This is a genomic window from Actinomycetospora sp. NBC_00405 (assembly GCF_036044095.1).
GTDB lineage: Bacteria > Actinomycetota > Actinomycetes > Mycobacteriales > Pseudonocardiaceae > Actinomycetospora > Actinomycetospora callitridis.
In genome coordinates, this window is record NZ_CP107938.1 from 3,760,907 (window position 1) to 3,782,966 (window position 22,060).

Annotated in this window: 19 protein-coding genes and 1 tRNA gene; 11 read left to right on the top strand and 9 right to left on the bottom strand. The window is 74.0% G+C overall.

Translation table 11 applies throughout. The features are described 5' to 3' along the window. Positions 1 to 14: 14 nt before the first annotated feature. Both OG774_RS18570 and OG774_RS18575 read right to left on the bottom strand, forming a co-directional pair. The gene (locus OG774_RS18570; protein ID WP_328303123.1) at positions 15 to 473 is read right to left on the bottom strand and encodes a RidA family protein; all 459 of its coding nucleotides are present in this window, start codon (positions 471 to 473) and stop codon (positions 15 to 17) included. Further along, positions 470 to 637, bottom strand: a complete 168-nt coding sequence (locus OG774_RS18575; RefSeq protein ID WP_274188644.1) for a DUF4177 domain-containing protein — start codon at positions 635 to 637, stop codon at positions 470 to 472. Before OG774_RS18575 ends, OG774_RS18570 begins: the two co-directional genes overlap by 4 nt. 95 nt (positions 638 to 732) lie before the next feature. Between OG774_RS18575 and OG774_RS18580 the strand changes: the two genes are divergently transcribed. Together OG774_RS18580 and OG774_RS18585 are read left to right on the top strand one after the other, a co-directional pair. Then, entirely contained in the window at positions 733 to 1,749 is a 1,017-nt protein-coding gene (locus tag OG774_RS18580; RefSeq protein WP_274197262.1) for an ArsA-related P-loop ATPase, read from the top strand. Then, the gene (locus tag OG774_RS18585; protein ID WP_328303130.1) at positions 1,749 to 2,924 is read left to right on the top strand and encodes an ArsA family ATPase; all 1,176 of its coding nucleotides are present in this window, start codon (positions 1,749 to 1,751) and stop codon (positions 2,922 to 2,924) included. The genes OG774_RS18580 and OG774_RS18585 overlap by 1 nt, the downstream gene beginning before the upstream one ends. Here the strand turns inward: OG774_RS18585 and OG774_RS18590 are convergent. Continuing rightward, on the bottom strand, positions 2,921 to 3,319 hold the full coding sequence (locus OG774_RS18590) for a WhiB family transcriptional regulator (RefSeq protein WP_328311019.1): 399 nt from the start codon (positions 3,317 to 3,319) through the stop codon (positions 2,921 to 2,923). The genes OG774_RS18585 and OG774_RS18590 overlap by 4 nt on opposite strands. A 260-nt stretch (positions 3,320 to 3,579) precedes the next feature. On the opposite strand from OG774_RS18590, the gene OG774_RS18595 reads away from it, so the two are divergent. The 6 genes from OG774_RS18595 to OG774_RS18620 all read left to right on the top strand — a co-directional run bounded on the left by OG774_RS18595 (position 3,580) and on the right by OG774_RS18620 (position 10,796). After that, complete coding sequence (locus tag OG774_RS18595) at positions 3,580 to 5,967, top strand: penicillin-binding protein (RefSeq protein ID WP_328303132.1); 2,388 nt, start codon at positions 3,580 to 3,582, stop codon at positions 5,965 to 5,967. Continuing rightward, positions 5,964 to 6,956: a metallophosphoesterase gene (locus OG774_RS18600; RefSeq protein ID WP_328303134.1), complete on the top strand. Its 993-nt coding sequence runs from the start codon at positions 5,964 to 5,966 to the stop codon at positions 6,954 to 6,956. Before OG774_RS18595 ends, OG774_RS18600 begins: the two co-directional genes overlap by 4 nt. Before the next feature lie 23 nt (positions 6,957 to 6,979). After that, positions 6,980 to 7,053 (top strand) — tRNA-Pro (locus OG774_RS18605). Positions 7,054 to 7,506: 453 nt separating this feature from the next. Beyond that, the gene (locus tag OG774_RS18610) at positions 7,507 to 8,427 is read left to right on the top strand and encodes an SDR family NAD(P)-dependent oxidoreductase (RefSeq protein WP_328303136.1); all 921 of its coding nucleotides are present in this window, start codon (positions 7,507 to 7,509) and stop codon (positions 8,425 to 8,427) included. A gap of 405 nt (positions 8,428 to 8,832) precedes the next feature. Further along, positions 8,833 to 9,699: a hypothetical protein gene (locus OG774_RS18615; protein ID WP_328303138.1), complete on the top strand. Its 867-nt coding sequence runs from the start codon at positions 8,833 to 8,835 to the stop codon at positions 9,697 to 9,699. 59 nt (positions 9,700 to 9,758) lie between these two features. Beyond that, complete coding sequence (locus tag OG774_RS18620; RefSeq protein WP_328303140.1) at positions 9,759 to 10,796, top strand: hypothetical protein; 1,038 nt, start codon at positions 9,759 to 9,761, stop codon at positions 10,794 to 10,796. Positions 10,797 to 10,813: 17 nt separating this feature from the next. Here OG774_RS18620 and OG774_RS18625 read toward each other — a convergent pair whose 3' ends face one another. Continuing rightward, positions 10,814 to 11,827, bottom strand: a complete 1,014-nt coding sequence (locus tag OG774_RS18625; RefSeq protein WP_328311021.1) for an alcohol dehydrogenase — start codon at positions 11,825 to 11,827, stop codon at positions 10,814 to 10,816. Between the two features lie 201 nt (positions 11,828 to 12,028). On the opposite strand from OG774_RS18625, the gene OG774_RS18630 reads away from it, so the two are divergent. Together OG774_RS18630 and OG774_RS18635 are read left to right on the top strand one after the other, a co-directional pair. Further along, positions 12,029 to 14,419, top strand: coding sequence for a glycerol-3-phosphate 1-O-acyltransferase (locus tag OG774_RS18630; protein WP_328303142.1), 2,391 nt, complete (start codon positions 12,029 to 12,031; stop codon positions 14,417 to 14,419). Beyond that, the gene (locus OG774_RS18635; protein WP_328303144.1) at positions 14,406 to 15,953 is read left to right on the top strand and encodes an HAD-IB family hydrolase; all 1,548 of its coding nucleotides are present in this window, start codon (positions 14,406 to 14,408) and stop codon (positions 15,951 to 15,953) included. The genes OG774_RS18630 and OG774_RS18635 overlap by 14 nt, the downstream gene beginning before the upstream one ends. Here OG774_RS18635 and OG774_RS18640 read toward each other — a convergent pair. Both OG774_RS18640 and OG774_RS18645 read right to left on the bottom strand, forming a co-directional pair. Further along, positions 15,950 to 16,681 (bottom strand): enoyl-CoA hydratase, encoded by a 732-nt coding sequence (locus OG774_RS18640; RefSeq protein ID WP_328303146.1) that lies wholly within the window; start codon positions 16,679 to 16,681, stop codon positions 15,950 to 15,952. The two genes, OG774_RS18635 and OG774_RS18640, sit on opposite strands and share 4 nt — an antisense overlap. Positions 16,682 to 16,688: 7 nt before the next feature. Continuing rightward, positions 16,689 to 17,492, bottom strand: coding sequence for an SAM-dependent methyltransferase (locus OG774_RS18645; RefSeq protein ID WP_328303148.1), 804 nt, complete (start codon positions 17,490 to 17,492; stop codon positions 16,689 to 16,691). A gap of 83 nt (positions 17,493 to 17,575) precedes the next feature. On the opposite strand from OG774_RS18645, the gene OG774_RS18650 reads away from it, so the two are divergent. Beyond that, on the top strand, positions 17,576 to 19,432 hold the full coding sequence (locus OG774_RS18650) for a S9 family peptidase (RefSeq protein ID WP_328303150.1): 1,857 nt from the start codon (positions 17,576 to 17,578) through the stop codon (positions 19,430 to 19,432). Positions 19,433 to 19,451: 19 nt separating this feature from the next. Here OG774_RS18650 and OG774_RS18655 read toward each other — a convergent pair whose 3' ends face one another. From OG774_RS18655 to OG774_RS18665, 3 genes are all read right to left on the bottom strand, one after another. Continuing rightward, positions 19,452 to 19,928 carry a Dps family protein gene (locus OG774_RS18655; protein ID WP_274188656.1) on the bottom strand — a complete coding sequence of 159 codons (477 nt, stop codon included), beginning with the start codon at positions 19,926 to 19,928 and terminating at the stop codon, positions 19,452 to 19,454. Between the two features lie 79 nt (positions 19,929 to 20,007). Further along, the gene (locus OG774_RS18660; RefSeq protein WP_328303153.1) at positions 20,008 to 21,492 is read right to left on the bottom strand and encodes a catalase; all 1,485 of its coding nucleotides are present in this window, start codon (positions 21,490 to 21,492) and stop codon (positions 20,008 to 20,010) included. Between the two features lie 34 nt (positions 21,493 to 21,526). Continuing rightward, positions 21,527 to 22,033, bottom strand: coding sequence for a Fur family transcriptional regulator (locus OG774_RS18665; protein WP_328311023.1), 507 nt, complete (start codon positions 22,031 to 22,033; stop codon positions 21,527 to 21,529). Between the last annotated feature and the right edge of the window lie 27 nt (positions 22,034 to 22,060).

Below are 22,060 nucleotides of genomic sequence, written 5' to 3' on the forward strand. Positions count from 1 at the left end.
GCCCGGATCCCAGCTCACGTGAGGTCGACGACGACCTCAACCTCGACCGGGGCCCCCAGCGGCAGCGCCGCCACTCCGATCGCCGAGCGGGCGTGCTCGCCCGCTCGGCCGAAGACGGCACCCAGGAGTTCGGACGCCCCGTTGACCACCTGCGGCTGACCGCCGAACCCGGGCGCGGACGCCACGTAGCCGACGACCTTGACCACGGAGCGGATCGCCTCGAGCCCCACGAGGGCGTCGATGGCCGCCAGCGCGTTGAGCGCGGCGATCCGGGCGTAGGCCGCGGCGTCGTCCGGGTCGACGTCGGCGCCGACCAGCCCGGTGGCCGGTAGCTCTCCGCCGACGAGCGGCAGCTGCCCCGAGGTCCAGACCTGGTCGCCCGTCCGGCGGGCGGGCACGTAGACGCCCTTGGGGGCGGCCACCGCCGGGAGCTCGAGCCCGAGCTCCTGCAGCCGCTCCCGGGGCCCGGTCACGCCCGTGGCTTCTTGAGGTAGGCCACGAGCTGCTCACCGGTGGGCCCGGGCAGCACGGTGACCAGCTCCCAGCCGTCCTCACCCCACTGGTCGAGGATCTGCTTGGTGGCGTGGGTCAGCAACGGAACCGTCGCGTACTCCCACTTCACGGCATCCGCACTCATGTGGGCGAGGGTAGAGAAGGCCCCCGACACCGCTGTGACCCGGACCCCGTCCGCACCGCCCGCAAGCGCGCGGGACCGGGCCTAGGGTGGACGGCGTGACCGATCAGCGCTGGCCCGCCGCCCTCGCCGAGGCCCGGCTCCACGTGGTGAGCGGCAAGGGCGGCACGGGCAAGACGACGCTCGCCGCCGCACTGGCCCTCGCGCTCGCCGCGGGCGGGCGCCGCACCCTGCTCGTCGAGGTGGAGGGCCGGCAGGGCATCGCCCAGGTCTTCGACACCCCGCCGCTGCCGTACGCCGAGCAGCGCATCGCCGTCGCCCCCGACGGCGGCGAGGTCCGCGGGCTGTCGGTGGACGCCGAGGCGGCCCTGCTCGAGTACCTCGAGATGTTCTACAACCTCGGCCTCGCCGGCCGGACGCTGCGACGGATGGGCGCGATCGAGTTCGCGACGACGCTGGCGCCGGGCCTCCGGGACGTGCTGCTGTCCGGGAAGGTCAAGGAGTGCGTCGGGCGCACCGTCGGCGAGGACCGCCGCGGGGGACGCCGTGTGCCGCTCTACGACGCCGTCGTGCTCGACGCGCCGCCGACGGGACGCATCGTGAAGTTCCTCGACGTCACCAAGGCGATGGGCTCGCTCGCGCGCACCGGCCCGATCCACACGCAGAGCGAGGGCGTGGTGGAGCTCCTGCACTCCTCGCGCACCGCGATCCACCTCGTCACCCAGCTCGAGGACCTGCCGGTGCAGGAGACGCTCGACACCGTCGACGAGCTCGCCGAGGCCGGCCTGCCCACCGGGGCGGTGCTGGTCAACCGCATCCGCCCCTCGCGCCTGCCCGCCACGGCGCTGACCGGGGCGGCGACCGGCGCGGGGCTGGGCTCGGGGCTGCGCTCGGGGCTGGAGGCCGCCGGGCTGTTCCTGAAGGACGAGGAGGTGGACGGGCTGGTCAGCGAGACCGTCGAGCACGCCGAGCGGGTGCAGATCGAGTCAGCGGTGCGCTCGCGCCTCACCGCCGCAGGCCTGCCCCAGCTGGAGCTGCCCGAGCTCACCGAGGGCGTCGACCTCGGCGGCATCTACGAGCTCGCCGAGCTGCTGCGCGAGCAGGGGGTGCGCTGATGGCCGCCGACCGGACCGACGCCGCCGGGACCCGCGGGGGACGTCCCCGCCACCTCGACCTCGACGGGCTGCTCGCCGACCGCGACACCAAGGTGCTCGTCTGCTGCGGTTCGGGCGGGGTCGGCAAGACCACCACCGCCGCCGCGCTCGCCCTGCGCGCCGCCGAGCAGGGCCGGCGGGTGGTCGTGCTGACCATCGACCCGGCCCGCAGGCTCGCGCAGTCGCTGGGCCTGGAGGAGCTCGACAACGAGCCGCGGAACGTGCCCGGCGCGCTGCGCGACACCGCCGACCGGGGCGACGGCGAGCTGCAGGCGATGATGCTGGACATGCGCCGGACCTTCGACGAGATGGTCTCCGGCCACACCACGCCCGACCGCGCGCAGGCGATCTTCGACAACCCCTTCTACCAGACCATCTCCACCTCGTTCTCCGGGACGCAGGAGTACATGGCCATGGAGAAGCTGGGCCAGCTCTCCAGCACCGGCGCCTGGGACCTGATCGTCGTCGACACCCCGCCGTCGCGGTCCGCGCTCGACTTCCTCGACGCCCCGCAGCGGCTCTCGTCGTTCCTCGACGGGCGCATGATCCGGCTGCTCTCGGCGCCGGCGCGCGCCGGCGGCAGCGCCCTGCGCAAGATCGTGGGCTCGACGTTCAGCCTGTTCGCCAAGGCCGTCTCGACGATCCTCGGCGGGCAGATGCTGGCCGACGCATCGGCGTTCGTGCAGGCCTTCGACACGCTCTTCGGTGGCTTCCAGGAGCGCGCGAACGCGACCTACCAGCTGCTGCGGGCCCCGGGCACGTCGTTCGTCGTGGTCGCCGCCCCGGAGCCCGACGCCCTGCGTGAGGCGAGCTACTTCGTCGAGCGCCTGTCGTCGGAGCGCATGCCGCTCGCCGGCCTCGTGCTCAACCGCACCCACCCGGTGCACGCGACGCTGTCGGGCGCGCGGGCGCGGGAGGGCGCCGAGACCCTGGAGTCGGCGCGCGGGGACGAGCTGGCCGCGGCCGTGCTGCGCCTGCACGCCGACCGCGTCGAGACCGCCGAGCGGGAGCGCCGCGTCCTCGGGCGCTTCACCCGCGCGCACCCCACGGTGCCGATCATCGACGTGCCCGCGATGAGCACCGACGTGCACGACCTCGACGGTCTGCGCGAGATCGGCCGCCGCCTGGCGTCCTAGCCGACGTGACGCTGCGTCCCGCCCGCGGCGGGCCGGGCCGGACCCGCGGGGCGGGCCGACGTGCTGCGGCGCGTACGGGCGGGCGCGTCCGGATCGGCCGGCGGGCTCGCGAGCGCCGCACGGCGCGCCGACTCGAGCAGGGCGGCCCACGAGATCACGTCGGGCCGGCGCTTGAGCAGGGCCCGGCGCTCGCGCTCGGTCATGCCGCCCCACACGCCGAACCGGATGCGGTTGTCCAGCGCGTGCGCGAGGCACTCCGTGCGCACCGGGCAGGCCTTGCACACCTCGCGGGCGTCCCGCTGCTGGGCGCCCTGGACGAACAAGGTCTCCGGGTCGTCGTCGCGGCAGCGCGCGGAGTGCCGCCAGTCGAACGAGGTCGCCGTCCCGAACGGCACCGACTCACCTGTCACGTCGTGTCCCCACCCTCGTGTCCCCGTGCGGGCACCTCGTCCGCGGACACACCTCCCCGCAGGTGCGCCACACGTGCGCGCGCCGGATCCGTCCCCGGGCGCGCCCTGCCCGTCACTGGGGTCTGACGCACTGTATGGGCGCACGGTTCCCGTCACAACGGGATCCACGGCGCACCGTCGCGCGGCACCCGACGCGCGGGCCGCGCCGACAGGTCGTTCACGCCCCACCGCGTACCCTCGCCGTCGTGGCGAGGGGCGAACGGAACATCGGTGCGACGGTGCGACCGATCACGAAGCTCCTGGCGATCTGCCTGGTGGCAGGCGTGATCGTCGCGGGCATGACCTTCCCCTTCGCGGGCGCGATCGGGATGATCTCCAACGACGCGAGCGACACGGTCAACGCCACGTCGTCGGACCTCGCGGCCGGCCAGCTGCCCGGGGTCTCGACGGTCACCGACAACCAGGGCGCGCCGCTCGCCTACCTCTACGAGCAGAACCGCACGCCGGTCTCGCTGCAGCAGATGTCGCCCGCCATGCGCGGGGCGATCGTGGCGATCGAGGACCGCCGGTTCTACGAGCACGACGGGGTCGACTGGACCGGCACGCTGCGCGCGCTGGTGACCAACCAGACCGCCGGTTCCACGCAGCAGGGCGCCTCGACGCTCACGCAGCAGTACATCAAGAACTACCAGCTCTACGTCACGGCGCAGACCGAGTCGGAGCGCCTCGAGGCCACCGAGCCCACCTACGCCCGCAAGCTGCGCGAGGTGCGCGTGGCCCTGCAGCTCGAGCGCCAGCTCGCGTCCGGGCGCACCAAGCAGGAGGCCAAGGACGAGGTCCTCGAGCGATACCTCAACATCGTCTTCCTGGGCAACAACTCCTACGGCGTGGCCGCCGCGGCGCGCACGTACTTCAACACCACGCCCGAGCGGCTCACGGTGCCGCAGGCCGCGCTGCTCGCCGGCATGGTGCAGTCGACCACCCAGTTCGACCCGACCCGGCACCCGCAGGCCGCCACCGGCCGGCGCAACGAGGTCATCAACCAGATGCTGGGCCAGGGCATGATCACCCAGCAGCAGGCGCAGGAGGCCGTCGCCTCCCCGCTCGGCATCGTCGAGCCGCTGGCCACGCCGTCCAACGGGTGCATCGGCGCCGGCAACGCCGCGTTCTTCTGCAAGTACGTCGTCGACTACCTCGGCGAGTCCGGCATCTCGTCCGAGCAGATCAACCGTGGCGGCTACACGATCCGCACCACGCTCGACCGCAACGCCATGAACGCCATGCAGCAGGCGCTGAACGACGAGGTGCCCGCGCAGCAGCGCAACGTCGCCGACGTCATGTCCACGGTCCAGCCCGGACGCGACCGCCACCGCGTCGTGGCCATGGGCGCGAACCGGATCTTCGGCGTGGACGGCGACGCCCTCCAGACCAGCTACGGCCTCCCGTGGGAACCGGTGAACCTCGGCGCCGGCTCGACGTACAAGATCTTCACTGCGGCCGCCGCCCTCGAGGAGGGGCTGGGCATCAACTATCAGATGCCGATCCCGCCCGACGGTTACGCGTCGCCGATCTACCGCGACGGCGCCGGGCGCCCGTTCCCGGTGCGCAACGCCGAGGAGGGTCTCGCCCCCTTCCTGAGCATGACCGATGCGCTGGCCCAGTCGCCGAACACGGGGTTCGTGAAGCTCATGGAGACCACCGGCGTCCCGCCGGTGGTGGACATGGCGGTCCGTCTCGGCCTGCGCTCCCTCGCGGAGCCCGGGCCGGACGGGTCGTCGATCGCCGACACCGCCCGCGAGCAGAACCAGGGCTCGTTCACCCTCGGTGTGACGCCGACCAGTCCCCTCGAGCTCGCCAACGTCGGGGCCACCCTCGCCTCGAGCGGGATGTGGTGCCCACCCACGCCGATCGAATCGATCACGGATTCGAGCGGTGCGCCCGTACCGGTCGTCGAGCAGCCCTGCGAGCAGGTCGTCGACCCGGCGCTGGCCGACACCCTGATGACCGGGCTGAGCAAGGACGACCAGCCCGGCGGCACCGCGGCCGCCGCGGCCGCCTCGAACGGGTGGAACCGCCCCCTGTCCGGCAAGACCGGGACGACCCAGAACAACCGGTCGGCCGCCTTCCTCGGCTTCAACACGCAGTACGCCGGCTCGGTGATCACCTTCGACGACTCGTCGTCGCCCCGGACGCTCTGCGACGGCGGTGGTGAGAACCCGCCGTTCCCGTGCGGCGACGGCAACCTCTTCGGCGGCACCACCCCGGCCCGCACCTGGTTCAAGGCCATGAACCCGTTGTTCGCCCCGCTGCCGGTCGCGCCCCTGCCCCCGACGAGCCCGCGCTACCTGCAGGGCGGCACCAACGAGCAGGTGCCCGAGGTCGTCGGCGAGCAGGTCGACGAGGCCACCGAGGAGCTGCGCGACGCCGGCTTCCAGGTCGCGCAGACGCAGGTGGGCAACCGCGCCCCGGCCGGCACGGTCGTCGGGCAGAACCCGCGCGGCTCGGTCCTCCCCGACCAGGTCGTGACGCTGCAGGTCTCCAACGGGACCGTGCCCTCGCCGCCCACGCCGCCGAGCGGCCCGCCACCCCTGGCGGGGGGAACGAACACCGGAGCGACGGGAGGCGGCGGATGAGCGGGACGACGATCGCGGGGACGGCCCTGCGCGCCGCCGCGGGCGTGACCGCCGCCGGGGCCCTCGGACTGGGCTACGCGGTCGGGGTCGAGCGGCACTGGTTCGCGCTGCGCCGCGCTCGCCTCGAGGTCCTCGACCCGGACACCGCCGCCGGCCGTACGTTGCGCGTGCTGCACGTCAGCGACCTGCACCTGCGGCCCGGCCAGCGCCTCGAGCAACGGTTCGTCGAAGGGCTCGCGGAGCTCGAGCCGGACCTCGTGGTGAACACCGGCGACAACCTCTCCCACCGGCGCGCCGTGCCCGAGGTGCTGCGCGCGCTGGGGGGCCTGCTCGACAAGCCCGGCGTCGTGGTGTGGGGCAGCAACGACTACCACGGGCCGAAGCCGAAGAACCCCGCGCACTACCTCGTCAACCCCCAGCACCGGGTCCTCGGACCCGAGCTGCCGTGGCGCGACCTGCGCGCCGCGTTCCTCGAGCACGGCTGGCTCGACGCCACGCACGCCCGGCACACGCTCACCGTGAACGGACTCCGCCTCGCGATCGGCGGCGTCGACGACCCGCACATCGGCCGCGACGACTACGACCGCATCGCGGGCCCGGCCGACGAGCCGTACGACCTGCGCCTCGGGCTCACCCACTCGCCCGAGCCCCGGGTGCTCGACGCGTTCGCCGCCGACGGCTACGACCTCGTGCTCGCGGGCCACACCCACGGCGGCCAGCTGCGGCTGCCCGGGTACGGCGCGATCATCACCAACTGCGGCGTCGACCGCTCCCGCGCCCGCGGCGCCTCGCGGTGGGGCTCCCACATGCGCCTGCACGTCTCGGCGGGTCTCGGCACCTCGCCGTACGCCCCGGCGCGGTTCTCGTGCCGCCCCGAGGCCACCCTGCTCGAGCTCGTCCCCCGTTCCGTCCCGACCTCGTCGACGCCGGCCACCGCCGGGGAGCGCGGGGGGCGGCCCCCGTCCGCCCGGTCGCGGGCCAACGGGTAGAGTTCCGACTGCGCGATCGCCTCCGGGGTGTGGCGCAGCTTGGTAGCGCGCCTCGTTCGGGACGAGGAGGCCGTGGGTTCGAATCCCGCCACCCCGACGCTGTGATGTCTCGCGACATCCGCACAGCCCCGGACCCTCACGGGTTCGGGGTTTTCTGCGTTCCGCCCAGGTCGGCCCGGCGGACGTCCAGGGCCGCCGAGCGCTGAGGGATCGACCGTCGATCTCGGTGACACCACGCCGGGTCGGTGCGGTGACGTGTCGTCGCACGCACCGGCCCGGCGCGTCGCCGTCGTCGGTCGCAGCTGCTCGGAGGGTCTCGTGCGGGAGCCGCGCACATGCTCCGGCACCCGTTTGTCCGCCGTCACGGGCCGGGTAGGCGGTGACGGCGCGAGGCGATCTGGGCCTCGCCGTGCTCCGGTCGACCGTCACCCCCCGCGCGGCACTACCCCGGGATCAACTTCCACCAGCAGGGCACCACCGGCGCCGGCTTCCCGGTGCTCGACGGCGACGACCCGAAGGCCTACGACGAGCTCGTGCGCAGGGCCGTCTGATGCCGGCGGGCAGCACCCCCGAGGTCGTCCTGATCACCGGCGCCTCGAGCGGCATCGGCCGCGAGACCGCCCTGGCCTACGCGCGGCGCGGCGCCTCCCTCGTGCTCGCAGCTCGGTCACCGGAGGCCCTCGAGGACACCGCGCGCCACTGCGAGGCCGCCGGGTCCGGGCCGGTCGAGCCGGTGCCCGTCGACATCGCCGACCGGGAACAGGTCGAGTCGCTGGTCCGCCGCACCACCGACCAGTTCGGCCGCGTCGACGTCGCCATCCTCGACGCGGCCCAGACGGCGTTCGGTCGGTTCGACGACATCGAACCGGACGTGTTCGACGCCGTCATCGCCACAAACGTCACCGGCACCGCGAACACCGTCCGTGCGCTGCTGCCCGTCTTCGGCGAGCAGCACGACGGCCACCTGGTGATCCTCAGCTCGGTGCTGGGGGACGCCGCCGTGCCGTGGCAGGCGCCCTACATCATGAGCAAGTTCGCGCTCAGCGCCCTCATCCGCGTCCTGCGTCAGGAGGAGCCGGCGCCCGGGCTGCGAGTGCACGGGATCCATCCGGGCCCGGTCGACACCCCGCTCTACCCGCGGTCGCCGAACAGCACCGGTCGGCAGCCGCGCGTGCCGCTGCCCGCCCTCGACCCGGCCACCGTCGCCCGCAGGATCGTCGCCGCCACCGAGCGCGACCGGCACAGCGACGACAGCGTCGGGCCCGGCAACAGCGCGATGGTCACGCTCTACCGGCTCCTGCCCCGGGTCTTCGACCGCGTCATCGGACGGGCCCTCGAGGCGGCCGGCCTGTTCGGTCCGTCGCGGCGCCCTCGGACGGGCACGCCTTCACCGGCGCCGACGACCCCGCCACCTCCCGCCCCCGGTGAGGCACGGGTGCCGGGCCCCGGCACCGCCGCCCGACCCGCCTGAGCCCACTACGGCGATATCTCGATCCCGCGGCTCGGGACGCGGTGGACGGGACACCGCCACCCCCACACCGACCGGAAGGTCCCCATCCACCGTGTGGATGGGGATCTTCGTCGTTTCGGACGAGGGAGGCTGCTTCCACCGTTCGAACTACACACGTGGCGGTCTCCGTTCGGTAACGACACGATGTCGGCGAACGATGGTCCTCCCGGATCACCCTGTCGGGGGGCTCTCACACGGATCGGGGACACCATGCGACACGGAGGGGCACCGCAGCCGCCCACCGGGCGGCACGCCGCGCCTGCGCGGCCTGCCACCGCCGCGCCCGTGACGGGCGGACGGCACTCGGGCGGACCGGACGGGTCCGGGGCCTCGCGACGCGACGCCGAGCCCCGACACACGACGCGCGTGGCCGACCTGCTCGCGGAGCCGGCGCCCGCGACCCGGCAGGCCACCGGGCTGCCCACGCCCCGGCCGGCTCCCGAACCCCACACCCCGTCGACCCGGGCCGTCGACCGCCCGCGCCACGCGGAGGCGCCGGGACGCGCCGTCCCGCTACAGGGCCCGGTCCCCCGCCCGCTCCCGCCCACGGGTACGACGCAGGCCACGGCGGCCACCCCGGCCGACACCACCGCCGGCCCCGCACCCGTGCGCGTCAAGCGCCCCGCCGCCCGCCGCTCCGACCCGGAGGAGATCGCCGCGCGGGCGACGACGACGCTGATCAGCGCCTCGCCCGACCCGGACCGCGCGGCCCGCCGGGCCGCGGCCGCCGCCCCCGCCGCGCTCGCCGCCCCCGCGCCGGTCGCCGCACCCGTGTTCGCCGACCGCACCGGGCGCCGGGCCCGCCGCTGGCGCACCGCCGCGATCGTGGCGACCGCCGTCTGCGCGTCCTACGTCGGCGTCGTGGCCGTCGGCGCGGTGGCCGGGCCGGTCGGGCCGACCTCCTCGCCCACGCTGCTGCCGGCACCGACGACGGCTCCGCCGGCGCCGACCGCCATCCCGGGGCCGGCGGCGCAGAACGTCGCCGAGGTCGAGCCGACGGCGACGTCGACCACCACCCGCTCCGCCCGCGCCACCACGCGCAGCGCGCCCCGCACCACCACCCCGAAGGCGCGCGTCGCACCGCGCCCGGTCGTCGTCGCTCCGGTGCCCGTGGTGCCGCAGGCTCCCGCCCGCGCCGATCCGGCCCCGGTGGCGGACACCCCGAACGGCCAGAACGCCCAGAACGGCAACGACGCCGCCGACGCCGCCGTCGACGCCGGCGCGGACACCTGAGCCGGCCCCGCCGCAGCGCGACCCGGCCGTCGCTGCGCGCCTTCCTGCTCGCCACCCTGGTGGCGGTCCTGATCACCGCGCCCATGGTCACCGGCGAGACGCCGACGCCCGAGCCGGCGCTGGCCGACGTCGTCGAGGCCGGGGGCGCGTCGGCGGACGCCCCGCGACGCGCCGGCGTGGCGGCGCCCGAGGGCCCGCTGCCGACGGTCGGGATGGCGCCGTACGTCGACCTGACCACCCCGCCCCTGCCGACCATGACCGACATGGCCGACGCGACCGGCCACGCCGACGTCGTGCTCGCCTTCGTCCTGGCCGGGGCCGACGGCTCGTGCGCCCCGACCTGGGGCGGCACGACCCCGCTGGCCGATCCCGCCGTGATGGCGCGGGTGGCCGGCCTGAAGTCCCGCGGCGGCACGGTGACGGTGTCGTCGGGAGGCGCGCTCGGTGACTACCTCGAGAAGGCCTGCCCGGACGCGCCGTCGCTCGCGCGCGCCTACGGCACGGCGCTCGACGCGGTCGGCACCGACCACCTCGACGTCGACGTCGAGACCGACAGCGGTCGCGAGGTGTCGTCGCGCCGCATCGCCGAGGCCCTCGCCCTGCTCCAGCGCGAACGCGGCGCGCGGGTGACGCTGACCGTGCAGATCGACGGCGTGAGCGAGGGCATGAGCGCCGACGCCGTCGACCTCGTCCGTGAGGCCACGACCGCCGGCGTCGCCGCGCGCGTGAACCTCATGGTCATGAACTTCTCGTACGAGGGCGCCTGGGCGGACGCCATGACCGGCGCCGCGAGCACCGCCGTCGGCCAGCTCCAGGCCCTCTGGCCGGGCAGCGACCCCGTCGACGTCCGACGGCGCACCGGGGTCACGTTCATGCTCGGGCGCAACGACATGGACATGACGACGACGCCCGAGGACGCGCAGGCCGTCGTCGAGGACGCCCGCGGCAACGGCTACGGCGGCGTCGGCTTCTGGGCCCTCGCCCGGGACAACGGTTCGTGCCCCGGCACCGAGGACGAGACCGACGACTGCAGCGGCATCGAGCAGGAGCCCTGGGCGTTCACGCGGATCGCGCAGGGCTTCAGCGTCCCTCGCTGATCACGGCCCTACGCTGATCACTGCCCCGTGGTCAGCACCATCCGGAACCGCGCGTCGTTCGCCATCATCCGGTCGTAGGCCTCCGCGGCCTTCTCGAGCGGCATCGTCTCGATCATCGGGCGGACGTCGGTGAGCCGCGCGAAGCGCAGGGTGTCCTCGGAGTCGATCGAGGTGCCCGAGGCGTGCCCGTTGATGCTCGCGACCGGCCCGATGAGGCTCATCGCATCGACCTGCAGCGGGGTCTCCGCGGCCCCGACGACGAGCAGCTGCCCGCGCCGGTCCAGCCCGCCGACGAGCGCGGAGATCGCCTCGCCGCTGGTCGCGGTGGCCAGCACCACAGCGGCGCCGCCCATCTCGGCGAGCGCCTGGGCCGGGTCGCCGGCCTCGCTGTCGACGTAGTGGTGCGCCCCGAGCTTGCGGGCGAGGTCCTCCTTCTCGCGTCCCCGCGACACCGCGACGACCTCGAAGCCCATGCGGGCGGCGAACTGGATGCCGAGGTGGCCCAGCCCACCGACGCCCTGGACCGCGACGCGGTCGCCCGGACGGGCCGGGCTGGAACGCAGCGCGTGGTACGTCGTCACGCCCGCGCACATGAGCGGGGCGGCCTCCTCGGCGGAGAGCTCCTCGGGCACGTGGGCCAGCGCGTCCGCCGGGACGACGACGGCCTCGGCGTAGCCGCCGTCGAACGTCACGCCGGGGATGCGGCCGTTCTCGCAGGTGATGAAGTCGCCGCGGCGGCACGGGTCGCAGTGGTGGCAGGCGCCCCCGAACCAGCCCACGCCGACGCGGTCGCCGAGGTTCCAGTCACCGAGGACGTCCGCGCCGACCTCGTCGACCAGCCCGACCACCTCGTGGCCCGGGACGATCGGGAAGGGCGTCGCCGGCATGACGCCCTCCTTGGCGAACATGTCGCTGTGACAGACCCCGCAGGCCTGCACGCGGACGCGGACCTCGCCGCGGCCGGGGGTGGGCACGTCGCGCTCGACGAGCTCGAGAGCACCGCCCGCCTGCGGGACCTGGACTGCGCGCATGGTGGCCACGCCTGTGCCTCCTGCTGTTCGACTCTCAACCGGTCGTCGATGGCGTACCCGGACACGCGGGCCTGCACGCGGCCGCCCGGTGGGGTCGGACCTTCACAGCCGGTCGCCGGACCACTCCACCCGGTAGGGTCCGGAGCAGGCACGACGGTGACGCCGGTTGCGCGGTGTCGCGAGATTCGGGAGGTGCGAGACGTGAGCACCCAGGTCGACACGGCGGTCCTCCCGGACTCCGGGGACCGGCCCCTCGTCGTCCTCGTCGACGCGCCCTCGGGCATGGAGCGACGCCTCGTCGACCGCTGGCTCGGGCGGGTCCGTGGGGACGCTCAGGCGGGCGGGCGGGGCCTCGAGGTGCTGCCCGCGGACAGCGAGCAGCTCGCCGCGCGCCTGACGCGCGGCGACAACCCGTTGCTCGTCCCCGTGCGGGTGGTGTGGGCGACCGATCCGGAGCCCGACGGCACGCTGCTGCGCCTCGCCGACGTCCTCACCCGCGGCTGGGCGCTGCGCAACCGTGCCCGCGCCGCGCGTCGCAGCCCGCCGCAGCACGAGGTGGTGGTCGGACGCCCGGCCACGGTCCGCGAGCTCCTGCGTCGCCACCGCCGGGAGCGGGACTCCACCGACACCGCCGACTTCGTGCGGTTCGTGGCCCGCCAGGCGACGCTCGCGCTCGACCGTGCCGAGCGCGCGCTCACCGGCAACCGCTTCAAGGTGCCCCGCGAGGTGGCGTCGCAGATCATCGGGTCGGCGCACTTCAGCCGTGAGATCCGCCGGCTCGCGGCGGAGACCGGCCGCCCCGAGGACGACGTGTCCGCCGAGGCCGCCACCGACCTCGAGAGCATCGTCGCCTCGCTCGACCCCAGCGCCGTCGACCTGTTCTCCGGCGTGCTGCGCCCCATGCACGAGAAGGCGTGGACCGTGCACGCCGACACCGCGGGGCTCGAGCCGCTGCGGGAGCTCAACGCCGAGCACGCCCTGGTCTTCCTGCCCTCGCACCGCTCGTACACCGACCCGTTCGTGCTGGCCGACGTGCTGCGCAGCAACGACTTCCCGCGCAACCACGTCCTCGGCGGCGACAACCTGCGCATCCTCGGGCTCGAGCAGCTCGCGCGGCGCAGCGGCATCATCTTCATCCGCCGCAGCTTCGGCGGGGACCCGGTCTACAAGGCCGTGGTGCGCGAGTACTTCTCCTGGCTGTCGGCGAAGCGCTTCAACCTCGAGTGGTACATGGAGGGCGGGCGCACCCGCACCGGGAAGCTCCGGCCGCCGAAGTACGGGCTGCTCTCCGACGTCGCCAGCGCCGTCGAGACCCGGCGCGCGGAGGACGTCTACCTCGTGCCGGTGTCGATCATCCACGACCAGCTCCAGGAAGTGCACCAGATGGCGGCCGAGCAGACCGGCGCCACCAAGACCCCGGAGGGCCTGCGCTGGCTCGCCGGTTACGCCCGGGCGCAGCGCCGTCCGGTCGGCGGGGTGCACGTGAGCTTCGGCGAGCCGCTGTCGCTGCGCGCCGCGCTCTCCGCGGCCAACGACCCGGCGCTCGACGTGCGTCCGAGCCAGACGGGAGAGGACACCGACGGTGTCGCGGCGGAGGACTCCGCGGCCCGCCGGCTGGCCCTGCAGAAGACGGCGTTCGAGGTCTTCGTCCGCATCAACCGGGTCACGCCGGTGACACCTATCGCGCTGGCGGCCCTCGCCCTGCTCGGGGTGCGTGACCGCGCGCTGACGCTCTCGCAGGTCCGCCGGGTCGTCGAGCCGGTGCTCGACTACGTCGACGCCCGCGGCCTGCCGCACACCGGCATCGGCTCCCTGCGCACCAACGGCGGCGTCGCGGAGGCGCTCCTCTCGCTGCGCCGGGAGAAGGTGGTCAGCGCCTACACCGAGGGCTCCGAGCCGGTGTTCTCGGTCGAGCGGGGCCACCACATCGTCGCCGCGTTCTACCGGAACTCCGCGATCCACCACTTCGTCAACCGCGCGATCGTCGAGCTCTCGATCCTCGAGGTCGGCGACCTCACCGGCCGGGACGCGCTCGCGCGCGGCTTCCAGGCGGCCCTGGACCTGCGCGACCTCCTCAAGTACGAGTTCTTCTTCCCCGACAAGGAGACGTTCCGCGAGGAACTGATCCGCGAGCTCACGCTCATCGACCCCGACTGGCAGTCCGGGGTCGACGACGTCGCCCGCACCCAGAAGCTGCTGCGCCAGAGCCGGTTCCTGTGCGCGCATCGGGTGCTCCGGTCCTTCGTCGACGCGCAGTGGGTGGTGGCCGAGCGCCTCGCCGAGCACGACCCCGACACGCCCGTCGACGAGGACGCGCTGCTCGACCGGTCCGCCGCCGTCGGTCGTCAGCTGCTGCTGCAGGGCAAGCTGCACGGGCCCGAATCGCTGTCGCGGGAGCTCTTCGCCTCCGCGGTGCGGCTCGCCTCCAACCGGGGTCTCCTGACCCCGAGCCCCCCTCGTGAGGGGGAACCGGATCTGGCGACCCGTCGCCGGGCGTTCGCCGCGGAGATTCGCGGGGTAGTGGAACGAGTTGTGACCATCGACGAGACCGACGCGACGAACCGACAGGAGTCCGCGGGTGTCCGACCCTGAGACCAGCACGGCGGTCACCGCCGCCGACCTCATGGACGCGGTCTCCGCGGCACCCGAGGGCCCCCAGGTGGGCGCGTTCTTCGACTTCGACGGCACGGTGATCGCCGGCTACTCGGTCACCGCGTTCATGCGTCACCACGTCAAGAACCTCGACCTGCACCCGCGCACGACGATCGAGACGCTGGTCAGCGGCTGGCAGGGCCTGCACGGCGAGGAGGACTTCCGCAAGTTCCTCGGCATCACGCTGCGCACCTGGGCGGGCCGGACGCCCGAGGAGCTCGAGAAGATCGGCAACCAGCTCTTCCGCGACGAGATCGGCCCGAGCGTCTACCCGGAGGCGTGGCGCCTGATCCGCCTGCACCTGGAGAAGGGCCACACGGTCGTCCTGGCGAGCTCGGCCACCCGGTTCCAGGTGGAGCCGGCGGCGAAGGCCCTGGGCGTCGACCACACGATCTACACGGCCGTCGAGGTCGGCGAGGACGGCACGCTCACCGGGCACCCCGACGGCCGCTCGCCCTACGGCGAGGGCAAGGCCGCGGCGGTCAAGGAGTTCGCGGCGAGCCACGACGTGGACCTGGACGCGAGCTTCGCGTACTCCAACGGCGGCGAGGACGTCCCCTTCCTGGCGACCGTGGGCCACCCGGCCGCGGTGAACCCCAGCGCGGGACTGCGCCGGGCCGCGGCGGAGCGCGCCTGGCCCGCGCTCGACTTCGACGGCCGCCCGTGGGCCACGCCGATCGAGGTCGGCCGCACCGTGGCGACGTTCGCCGGGATGATGGGCGGCTTCGCCACCGGGCTCGGCATCGGCCTGCTCGGCGGCTCGCGGCGCGCCGGGCTCAACCTCGGCATCGGGCTCGGCGGTGACCTCTCGCTGATGGCCTCGGGCGTCTCGCTCGACGTCCACGGGGCCCGGCACATCTGGGAGGCCCAGCCGGCGGTCTTCCTGTTCAACCACCAGAGCCAGCTCGACGTCCTCGTCCTGGGCGGGCTCCTGCGCGGCAACTTCGCGCCGGTCGCGAAGAAGGAGCTGGCCAACGACGTGCTGTTCGGCGGGCTCATGCGCCTGCTCGAGACGGCGTTCATCGACCGCGCCGACAACGCCCAGGCCCGCAAGGCCCTCGAGCCCGCCGTCGAACGGCTCCGCGAGGGCACCTCGATCGTCATCGCCCCCGAGGGCACCCGCTCGCCCACCCCGACCCCGGGGAAGTTCAAGAAGGGCGCGTTCCACCTGGCCATGCAGGCCGGCGTGCCGATCGTCCCGCTCGTCTTCCGCAACACCGGTGAGCTGATGAGCCGCAACGCGCTGATCATCCATCCCGGCGTCGTCCAGGTCGCCGTGCTGCCGCCGATCGACGTCTCGTCCTGGACCCGCACGGACCTCGACGAGCGCATCGAGGGCGTCCGGCAGTCCTACATCGACACGCTGGCCCACTGGCCGGGCGAGGGCCGACGAACGCCGGTCAGCGACCCCTCCGCCGGCGATCTGCCCCTCGTGCGACGGAGGAGCACGAGGGGCCGTCGCTTCGGCGGCTAGCGACCCCTGAACACCGGCGCCCGCTTCTCCGCCCGGGCCCGGCGGCCCTCGACCAGGTCCTCGCTCGCCCAGCAGGCGTCGAAGGCCGCGGCGACCTCGTCGGGCACCGGCGCGTCCTCGAGCAGCCGGGCGACGGCGAGCTTGTTGTAGGCCAGCGTGAGGGGCGCGAGGGCGGCCATCTCGGCGGCCCAGGCCAGGGCGGTGTCACGGTCGCCGACGCGGTCGACCAGCCCGGCGGCCCGGGCGGCGTCGTGGTCGAGGCGCTCGCAGGCCAGCAGGATCCGCCGCGCCGCGCCGCCGCCCGCGACGAGCGCGAGACGGCGCACCGTCCACGGGTCGACGGCGAGGCCGAGGCCTGCGGTGGGCAGCCCGAACACCCCCGCCTGGTCGACGACGCGCAGGTCCGCGGCGAGCGCGAGCTGCGTGCCGGCGCCGATTGCGGGCCCGTGCACCGCGGCCACGACGGGCACCGGCACCTCCGCGAGCCGGTGGAGCATGCCGTAGAGCGCGGCGAGGAAGTCCGGGTCGCCGACGGTGTCGAGGTCCGCGCCGGAGCAGAACGCCGTGCCCTCGCCGGTGAGCACGAGCACGCGGGCGCCGTCGGCGAGAGCGGCGTCGACGGCCGCGTGCAGGTCGCGGCAGTGCGCGGTGTCGAGGGCGTTGCGCCGCTCGGTGCGGTCGAGGCGGATCTCGTGGACCGCGCCGTCATGGCGCTGGGTACCGATCACGCGCCGATCATCCCCGGCGGTCGGGTCGTCGCGCGACCACACCCCACAGCCCGCTCGCCGTCTCCTCGGCACGCGGCACCGCGCCCTCCGGGCTCCAGTGCGGCGCGGAGACCCAGCCCGGGCCGACCAGCTCCAGGCCCTCGAGCCACGGGTCCATGTCCTCGGGGTCCCGCAACGTCGGCGCGTAGCTCCAGCCACCGTGGTTGATCGTCGACCACGTGTGGAGATCGGGCCGCCCGACGCCCGTGAGGTGCGAGATCGCGACGCCGCTCCCCGGCGCGAGCGCTTCGCGGTAGCGGCGCATCGCCTCCGCGGCGACCGCGTCGGGCACGTAGTGCAGGACGCCGACGGCGAGCACCCCGACCGGCCGGGTGAGGTCCAGGAGGTCCCGGACCTCGGGCGCCGCCAGCACCGTCTCCGCGTCGCCCGCGTCGGCCAGCAGCACCGAGACGGCCTCGTGGCGCGCGACGACACGGCGGGCGTGCACGACCGCGACCGGGTCGTGGTCGACGTAGGCCACCCGTGCCACGGGGTGCACGCGGCGCGCGCGGACGTGGACGTGGTCGACGGTCGGGAGGCCCGAGCCCAGCTCGAGGAACTGGTCGATGCCCTCGGCGCACCAGTGGTCCACCACCGCGGCGGAGAAGCGCCGGTGGCTCCGGCACAGATCGCCCATGGCGGGCAGGACCTGATCCACCTCCGCGGCGAACTCCCGGTCGACGACGGTGTTGTCGTCGCCACCGAGATAGTGGTCGAACACGCGCGCCAGATTCGGCGGCGTCTCCTCGTCGTCCGGCCCGAGATCGGTCATTGGTCCCTCCCCCCGGTGCGCATCCTCTCCCACCGGCCGGTCCACCCGGCGGCAGCGGCACACCGACGGGCAGGATTCAGGTCATGACCGCGTCGTCGCCGCACCGCCGCCAGGACCCCGCCCCGGAGATCCCGGACGCCCTGTTCGCCGACGCCGCCGTCGAGAATCGCTGGCGAGGCCGGTTCACGGCCGCGCGCGTCTCGGTGCCCGATTGGGCGCGGGATGCCCCCGATCGCAGCGTCTACTCGTCGAACGCCACCGGGACCTGGGAGATCTACGCCTGGGCCCGGTCCGCGGACACCCATCGGCGGGTCACCGATCGGCCGAACGGTACACGGGGCGGCGCGGCGAGCACCGACGGCACCGCGATCTGGTGGTTCGACGACACCGACGGCGACGAGTTCGGGGTGTGGGTCCGCGAGCCCTTCGACGGCGGGTCGGCCGAGCCGGCCGTCTCGGGTGCGGAGCCGGGCTACCCGGCGGGGCTCGACCTGGGCCGGCGCACGGTGGCCGTCGGCTGGTCGACCGACGACGGGTCGACGCTCGCCGTCAGCGAGGATGGCGGGGACGCGCGTGTCCTCTACACGCACACCGAGGACGCCGGGATCGGCGCACTGTCGCGCGACGAGACGCTGCTGGCCATCTCGCACGCCGAGCACGGCGACTCGCGCCACCCCGCGGTCCGCGTGCTGCGGGTGGCCGACGGCGTCGCGGTGGGCGAGCGGCACGACGGCGAGGGCAAGGGTCTGGACCCGATCGAGTTCGCGCCGGTCGAGGGCGACCAGCGGCTGCTCGTCGGCCACGAGCGCCGGGGCCGCGACGAGCTGCTGATCTGGGACCTGGCCACGGACACCGAGACGGTGCTCGACATCGACCTGCCCGGCGACCTCACCGCCGGTTTCTACCCCGACGCCTCGGCGCTGCTCGTCGCCCACACCCGAGCGGGCCGCACGACGCTGCACCGCTACGACCTCGCCACGGGGGCGCTGGCCGAGCTGCCGACGGCCGCCGGGTCGGTCGGCGGCGCGGACGTGCGCCCCGACGGCACCGTCGAGTACGGCTGGTCGTCGGCGGCGTACCCGTCATCGGTGCGCGCCCTGCGCCCGGACGGCACCGACACCGAGCTGCTCGCCCCGCCCGGGGACCGACCCGAGCCCTCGGTCGCCCTCGAGGATGCGTGGGTCGACGGGGTCGCCGGTCCGGTCCACGCGCTGTGGACCCGGCCGGCGGGCACGACCGGCCCCGTCCCGACCGTGTTCATGATCCACGGAGGCCCGCAGGCGGCCGACGAGGACCGCTGGTCGCCGGTGCGCGCGGTGTGGGTCGACGCGGGCTTCGCCGTCGTGCACGTGAACTACCGCGGCTCGTCGGGCTACGGGTCGGCGTGGCGGGACGCCATCGAGGGACGCCCGGGCACCACCGAGCTCGAGGACGTCGCCGCCGTGCACGACTGGGCCGTCGCGTTGGGGCTCGCCGACCCGGCCGCCTGCGTGCTCGAGGGCTGGTCCTGGGGCGGCTACCTCACGCTGCTCGGACTCGGCCGCCAGCCGGAGCGCTGGGCCGTGGGCTGTGCGGGCGTCCCGGTGGCGGACTACCTCGCGGCGTACGAGGACGAGATGGAGCCGCTACGCGCCTTCGACCGGTCGCTGTTCGGCGGGTCGCCCGAGCAGGTGCCCGAGCGCTACACCGAGGCCTCACCGCTCACGTGGGTGGACGCGGTGCGGGCCCCGGTGCTCGTGCTCGCCGGCGAGAACGACCCCCGCTGCCCGATCCGTCAGATCGACAACTATCTCGACGCCCTGGCCGAGCGGGGGCGGGAGTACGCGATGGTGCGCTACGACGCCGGACACGGGTCCCTGGTGGTGGCCGAGACCCTGCGGCACACGGTCGCCGAGATCGCGTTCGCCCGCCGGGCGCTCGGACTCCCCGTTCCCGCCTGACGGACGGTGCCTGACGGACTCAGGCCGTCTTGGCCTGCCACATCCAGTGGGCCTCCTCGAGCTTCGCCGTCTGGGCGATGAGCAGGTCCTGGGTGACCGGGTCGGGCTCGTCGGTGGCCTCGATGCGCTCGCGCATGCGCTCGATGAGGCGGGCGAGCGTCTCGACGACGGCCTCGTTGACGTCCTCGACGTCGCGCCAGCCCTCCTCGGTCTTCTGCAGACCGCTGCTCTTGGCGACGGTCTCGGTGCGGCCGTCGGGCGAGACGCCGATGGTGGCGGCGCGCTCCGCGACCTCGTCCGAGTAGGTCCGCGCGAGCTCGACGAGCTCGTCGAGGTGCAGGTGCGCCTCGCGGAAGTTGCGGCCGACGACGTTCCAGTGCCACTGCTTGGCGGTCAGGGACAGGTCGACGAAGTCGGCGAGGCTGTCCTGCAGGACGGCGCCGACGGTCTGCTGCGCGTCGTCGGGCAGCGGACTCGTGATGGGGGCGGTGGCCATGGTGGTGATCTCCCTTCGAGCACCACGGCCCACCCCACCGGTGTGTGGGGCGGGCCGTGGCGACGTGTGAGCGCTGGGCTCAGCTCTGGCTGAGCACCTTCTGCTCCTTGCCGGTCAGCTCGCGGACGCGGTCCTCGACGCGCTGACCCATGCCCTCGTCGATCGACTTCCAGTAGTCGAACGCGCGGGCGAGGACGTCGTCGCCGACACCCTTGGAGAGGTGGCCGGAGACGTTCTCGACGAAGCGGTCACGCATGTCGTCGTCCCAGACCTCGAGCATCATCGTGCGGGCCTGGACCTCGTCGGTGTCCTCGGCGTGCGGCACGTAGGCCGCGCGCTGGATCTGGCCGTCCGAGTACCACGTCGGCGGCTGGATCGTCTCGGTCGTCTGCGGGCCGCCCTTGGTGTTCGGCGCGTAGACCGGGTCCGGCGCGTTCACGACGCGCATCGCGCCCGCCACGGTGTACGGGTGCGCGTCGGTGCCCTGCGGCGAGTTGACCGGGATCTGCTTGTAGTTGACCCCGAGCCGGGCGCGGTGCGCGTCGGCGTAGGAGAACCCCCGGGCCAGCAGCATCTTGTCCGGCGACAGCCCCAGCCCGGGCGGCTGGTTGTTCGGCTCGAACGCGACCTGCTCGATCTCGGTGTGGTAGTCGACCGGGTTCCGGTTCAGCGTCATCTTCCCGACCTCCTGCAGGGGGTAGTCGCTGTGCGGCCACACCTTCGTCAGGTCGAACGGGTTGAACCGGTAGGTCTTCGCGTCCTCGAACGGCATGATCTGCACGTGGAGGGTCCAGCTCGGGAACTCCCCGCGCTCGATCGCCTCGTAGAGGTCGCGCTGGTGGTAGTCGGCGTCCTCACCCGCGAGGCGGCCGGCCTCCTCCTCGGTCAGGCACTCGACGCCCTGGTCCGACTTGAAGTGGTACTTGACCCAGAACTCCTCGCCGGCCGAGTTGATCCACATGTAGGTGTGGCTCGAGTAGCCGTTCATGTGGCGCCAGTCCTTCGGGATGCCCCGGTCGCCCATGAGCCACGTGACCTGGTGCTTCGACTCGGGCGAGAGCGTCCAGAAGTCCCACTGCATGTCGTGGTCGCGCAGCCCGTTGCGGGCCAGGCGCTTCTGCGACCGGATGAAGTTCTGGAACTTCATGGGGTCGCGGATGAAGAAGACCGGCGTGTTGTTGCCGACCATGTCCCAGTTGCCCTCGCGGGTCCACAGCTTGAGGGCGAAGCCGCGGGGGTCGCGCCAGGTGTCGGGGCTGCCCCGCTCACCGGCGACGGTGGAGAACCGGATGATCCCCTCGGTGGTCTCACCGGGCTGGAAGACCGCGGCCTTGGTGTAGGCCGACACGTCCTGCGTGACCTCGAACGTCAGGAACGCCCCGCTGCCCTTCGCGTGCGGCTGCCGCTCCGGGATGCGCTCGCGGTTGAAGTTCGCCATCTGCTCGATCAGGTAGTGGTCCTGGAGGACCAGGGGTCCGTCCGTCCCGACCGTCGCGGAGAACTCGTGGCTGGGTGCCGGGATGCCGGCGTCGTCGGTGGCGTCAGAGCGATTCGGGTTGGTCACGTTCGCCTCTCCTCGTGGTGGTGGCTCTCGTGTCTCACCGTGACGGGATCGAGCTCGTCCCGTCGGTGCTGGTCAGCGGGGTACCCGCTCGCACGGCACGGCAGGCCGGGCAGGTGCCCCAGAAGACGATCTCGGCCTCGTCCACGACGAAGCCCCCCGCGTCGGACGGGGCGAGGCACGGACGCTCACCCACGACGCAGTCGACGTCGGCGGTCGCGCCGCACGCGCGGCAGACGACGTGGTGGTGGTTGTCGCCCGTGCGTGTCTCGTACCGCGCCGCCGAGCCCGCGGGCTCTATGCGGCGCACCAGACCGGCGTCCACGCAGGCGGCGAGGACGTCGTACACCGCCTGGGTGGACACCGACCCCAACCGGCCCCGCACCGCGGACGCCACGGCGTCGGCCGTGGAGTGGGGGTACTCGCCGAGGACGCCGAGCACCGCCTGGCGGGGCGCGGTGACCCGCAGCCCGGCCTGGCGGAGCCGTGCCCGCGGATCGGCCACGTGGTGGCGCGGATCCGCAGGAGACGCGACCACAGGCATCGCTGCGGGGTCGCCCTCGGGCTCGGT

What these genes read in the sequence shown, in the direction of transcription:
- OG774_RS18645 (WP_328303148.1), bottom strand. Translation starts at nt 17,492, where the DNA reads ATGACCGATCTCGGGCCGGACGACGAGGAGACGCCGCCGAATCTGGCG.
- OG774_RS18610 (WP_328303136.1), top strand. Translation starts at nt 7,507, where the DNA reads ATGCCGGCGGGCAGCACCCCCGAGGTCGTCCTGATCACCGGCGCCTCG.
- OG774_RS18575 (WP_274188644.1), bottom strand. Translation starts at nt 637, where the DNA reads ATGAGTGCGGATGCCGTGAAGTGGGAGTACGCGACGGTTCCGTTGCTG.
- OG774_RS18625 (WP_328311021.1), bottom strand. Translation starts at nt 11,827, where the DNA reads ATGCGCGCAGTCCAGGTCCCGCAGGCGGGCGGTGCTCTCGAGCTCGTC.
- OG774_RS18665 (WP_328311023.1), bottom strand. Translation starts at nt 22,033, where the DNA reads ATGCCTGTGGTCGCGTCTCCTGCGGATCCGCGCCACCACGTGGCCGAT.
- OG774_RS18585 (WP_328303130.1), top strand. Translation starts at nt 1,749, where the DNA reads ATGGCCGCCGACCGGACCGACGCCGCCGGGACCCGCGGGGGACGTCCC.
- OG774_RS18655 (WP_274188656.1), bottom strand. Translation starts at nt 19,928, where the DNA reads ATGGCCACCGCCCCCATCACGAGTCCGCTGCCCGACGACGCGCAGCAG.
- OG774_RS18600 (WP_328303134.1), top strand. Translation starts at nt 5,964, where the DNA reads ATGAGCGGGACGACGATCGCGGGGACGGCCCTGCGCGCCGCCGCGGGC.
- OG774_RS18650 (WP_328303150.1), top strand. Translation starts at nt 17,576, where the DNA reads ATGACCGCGTCGTCGCCGCACCGCCGCCAGGACCCCGCCCCGGAGATC.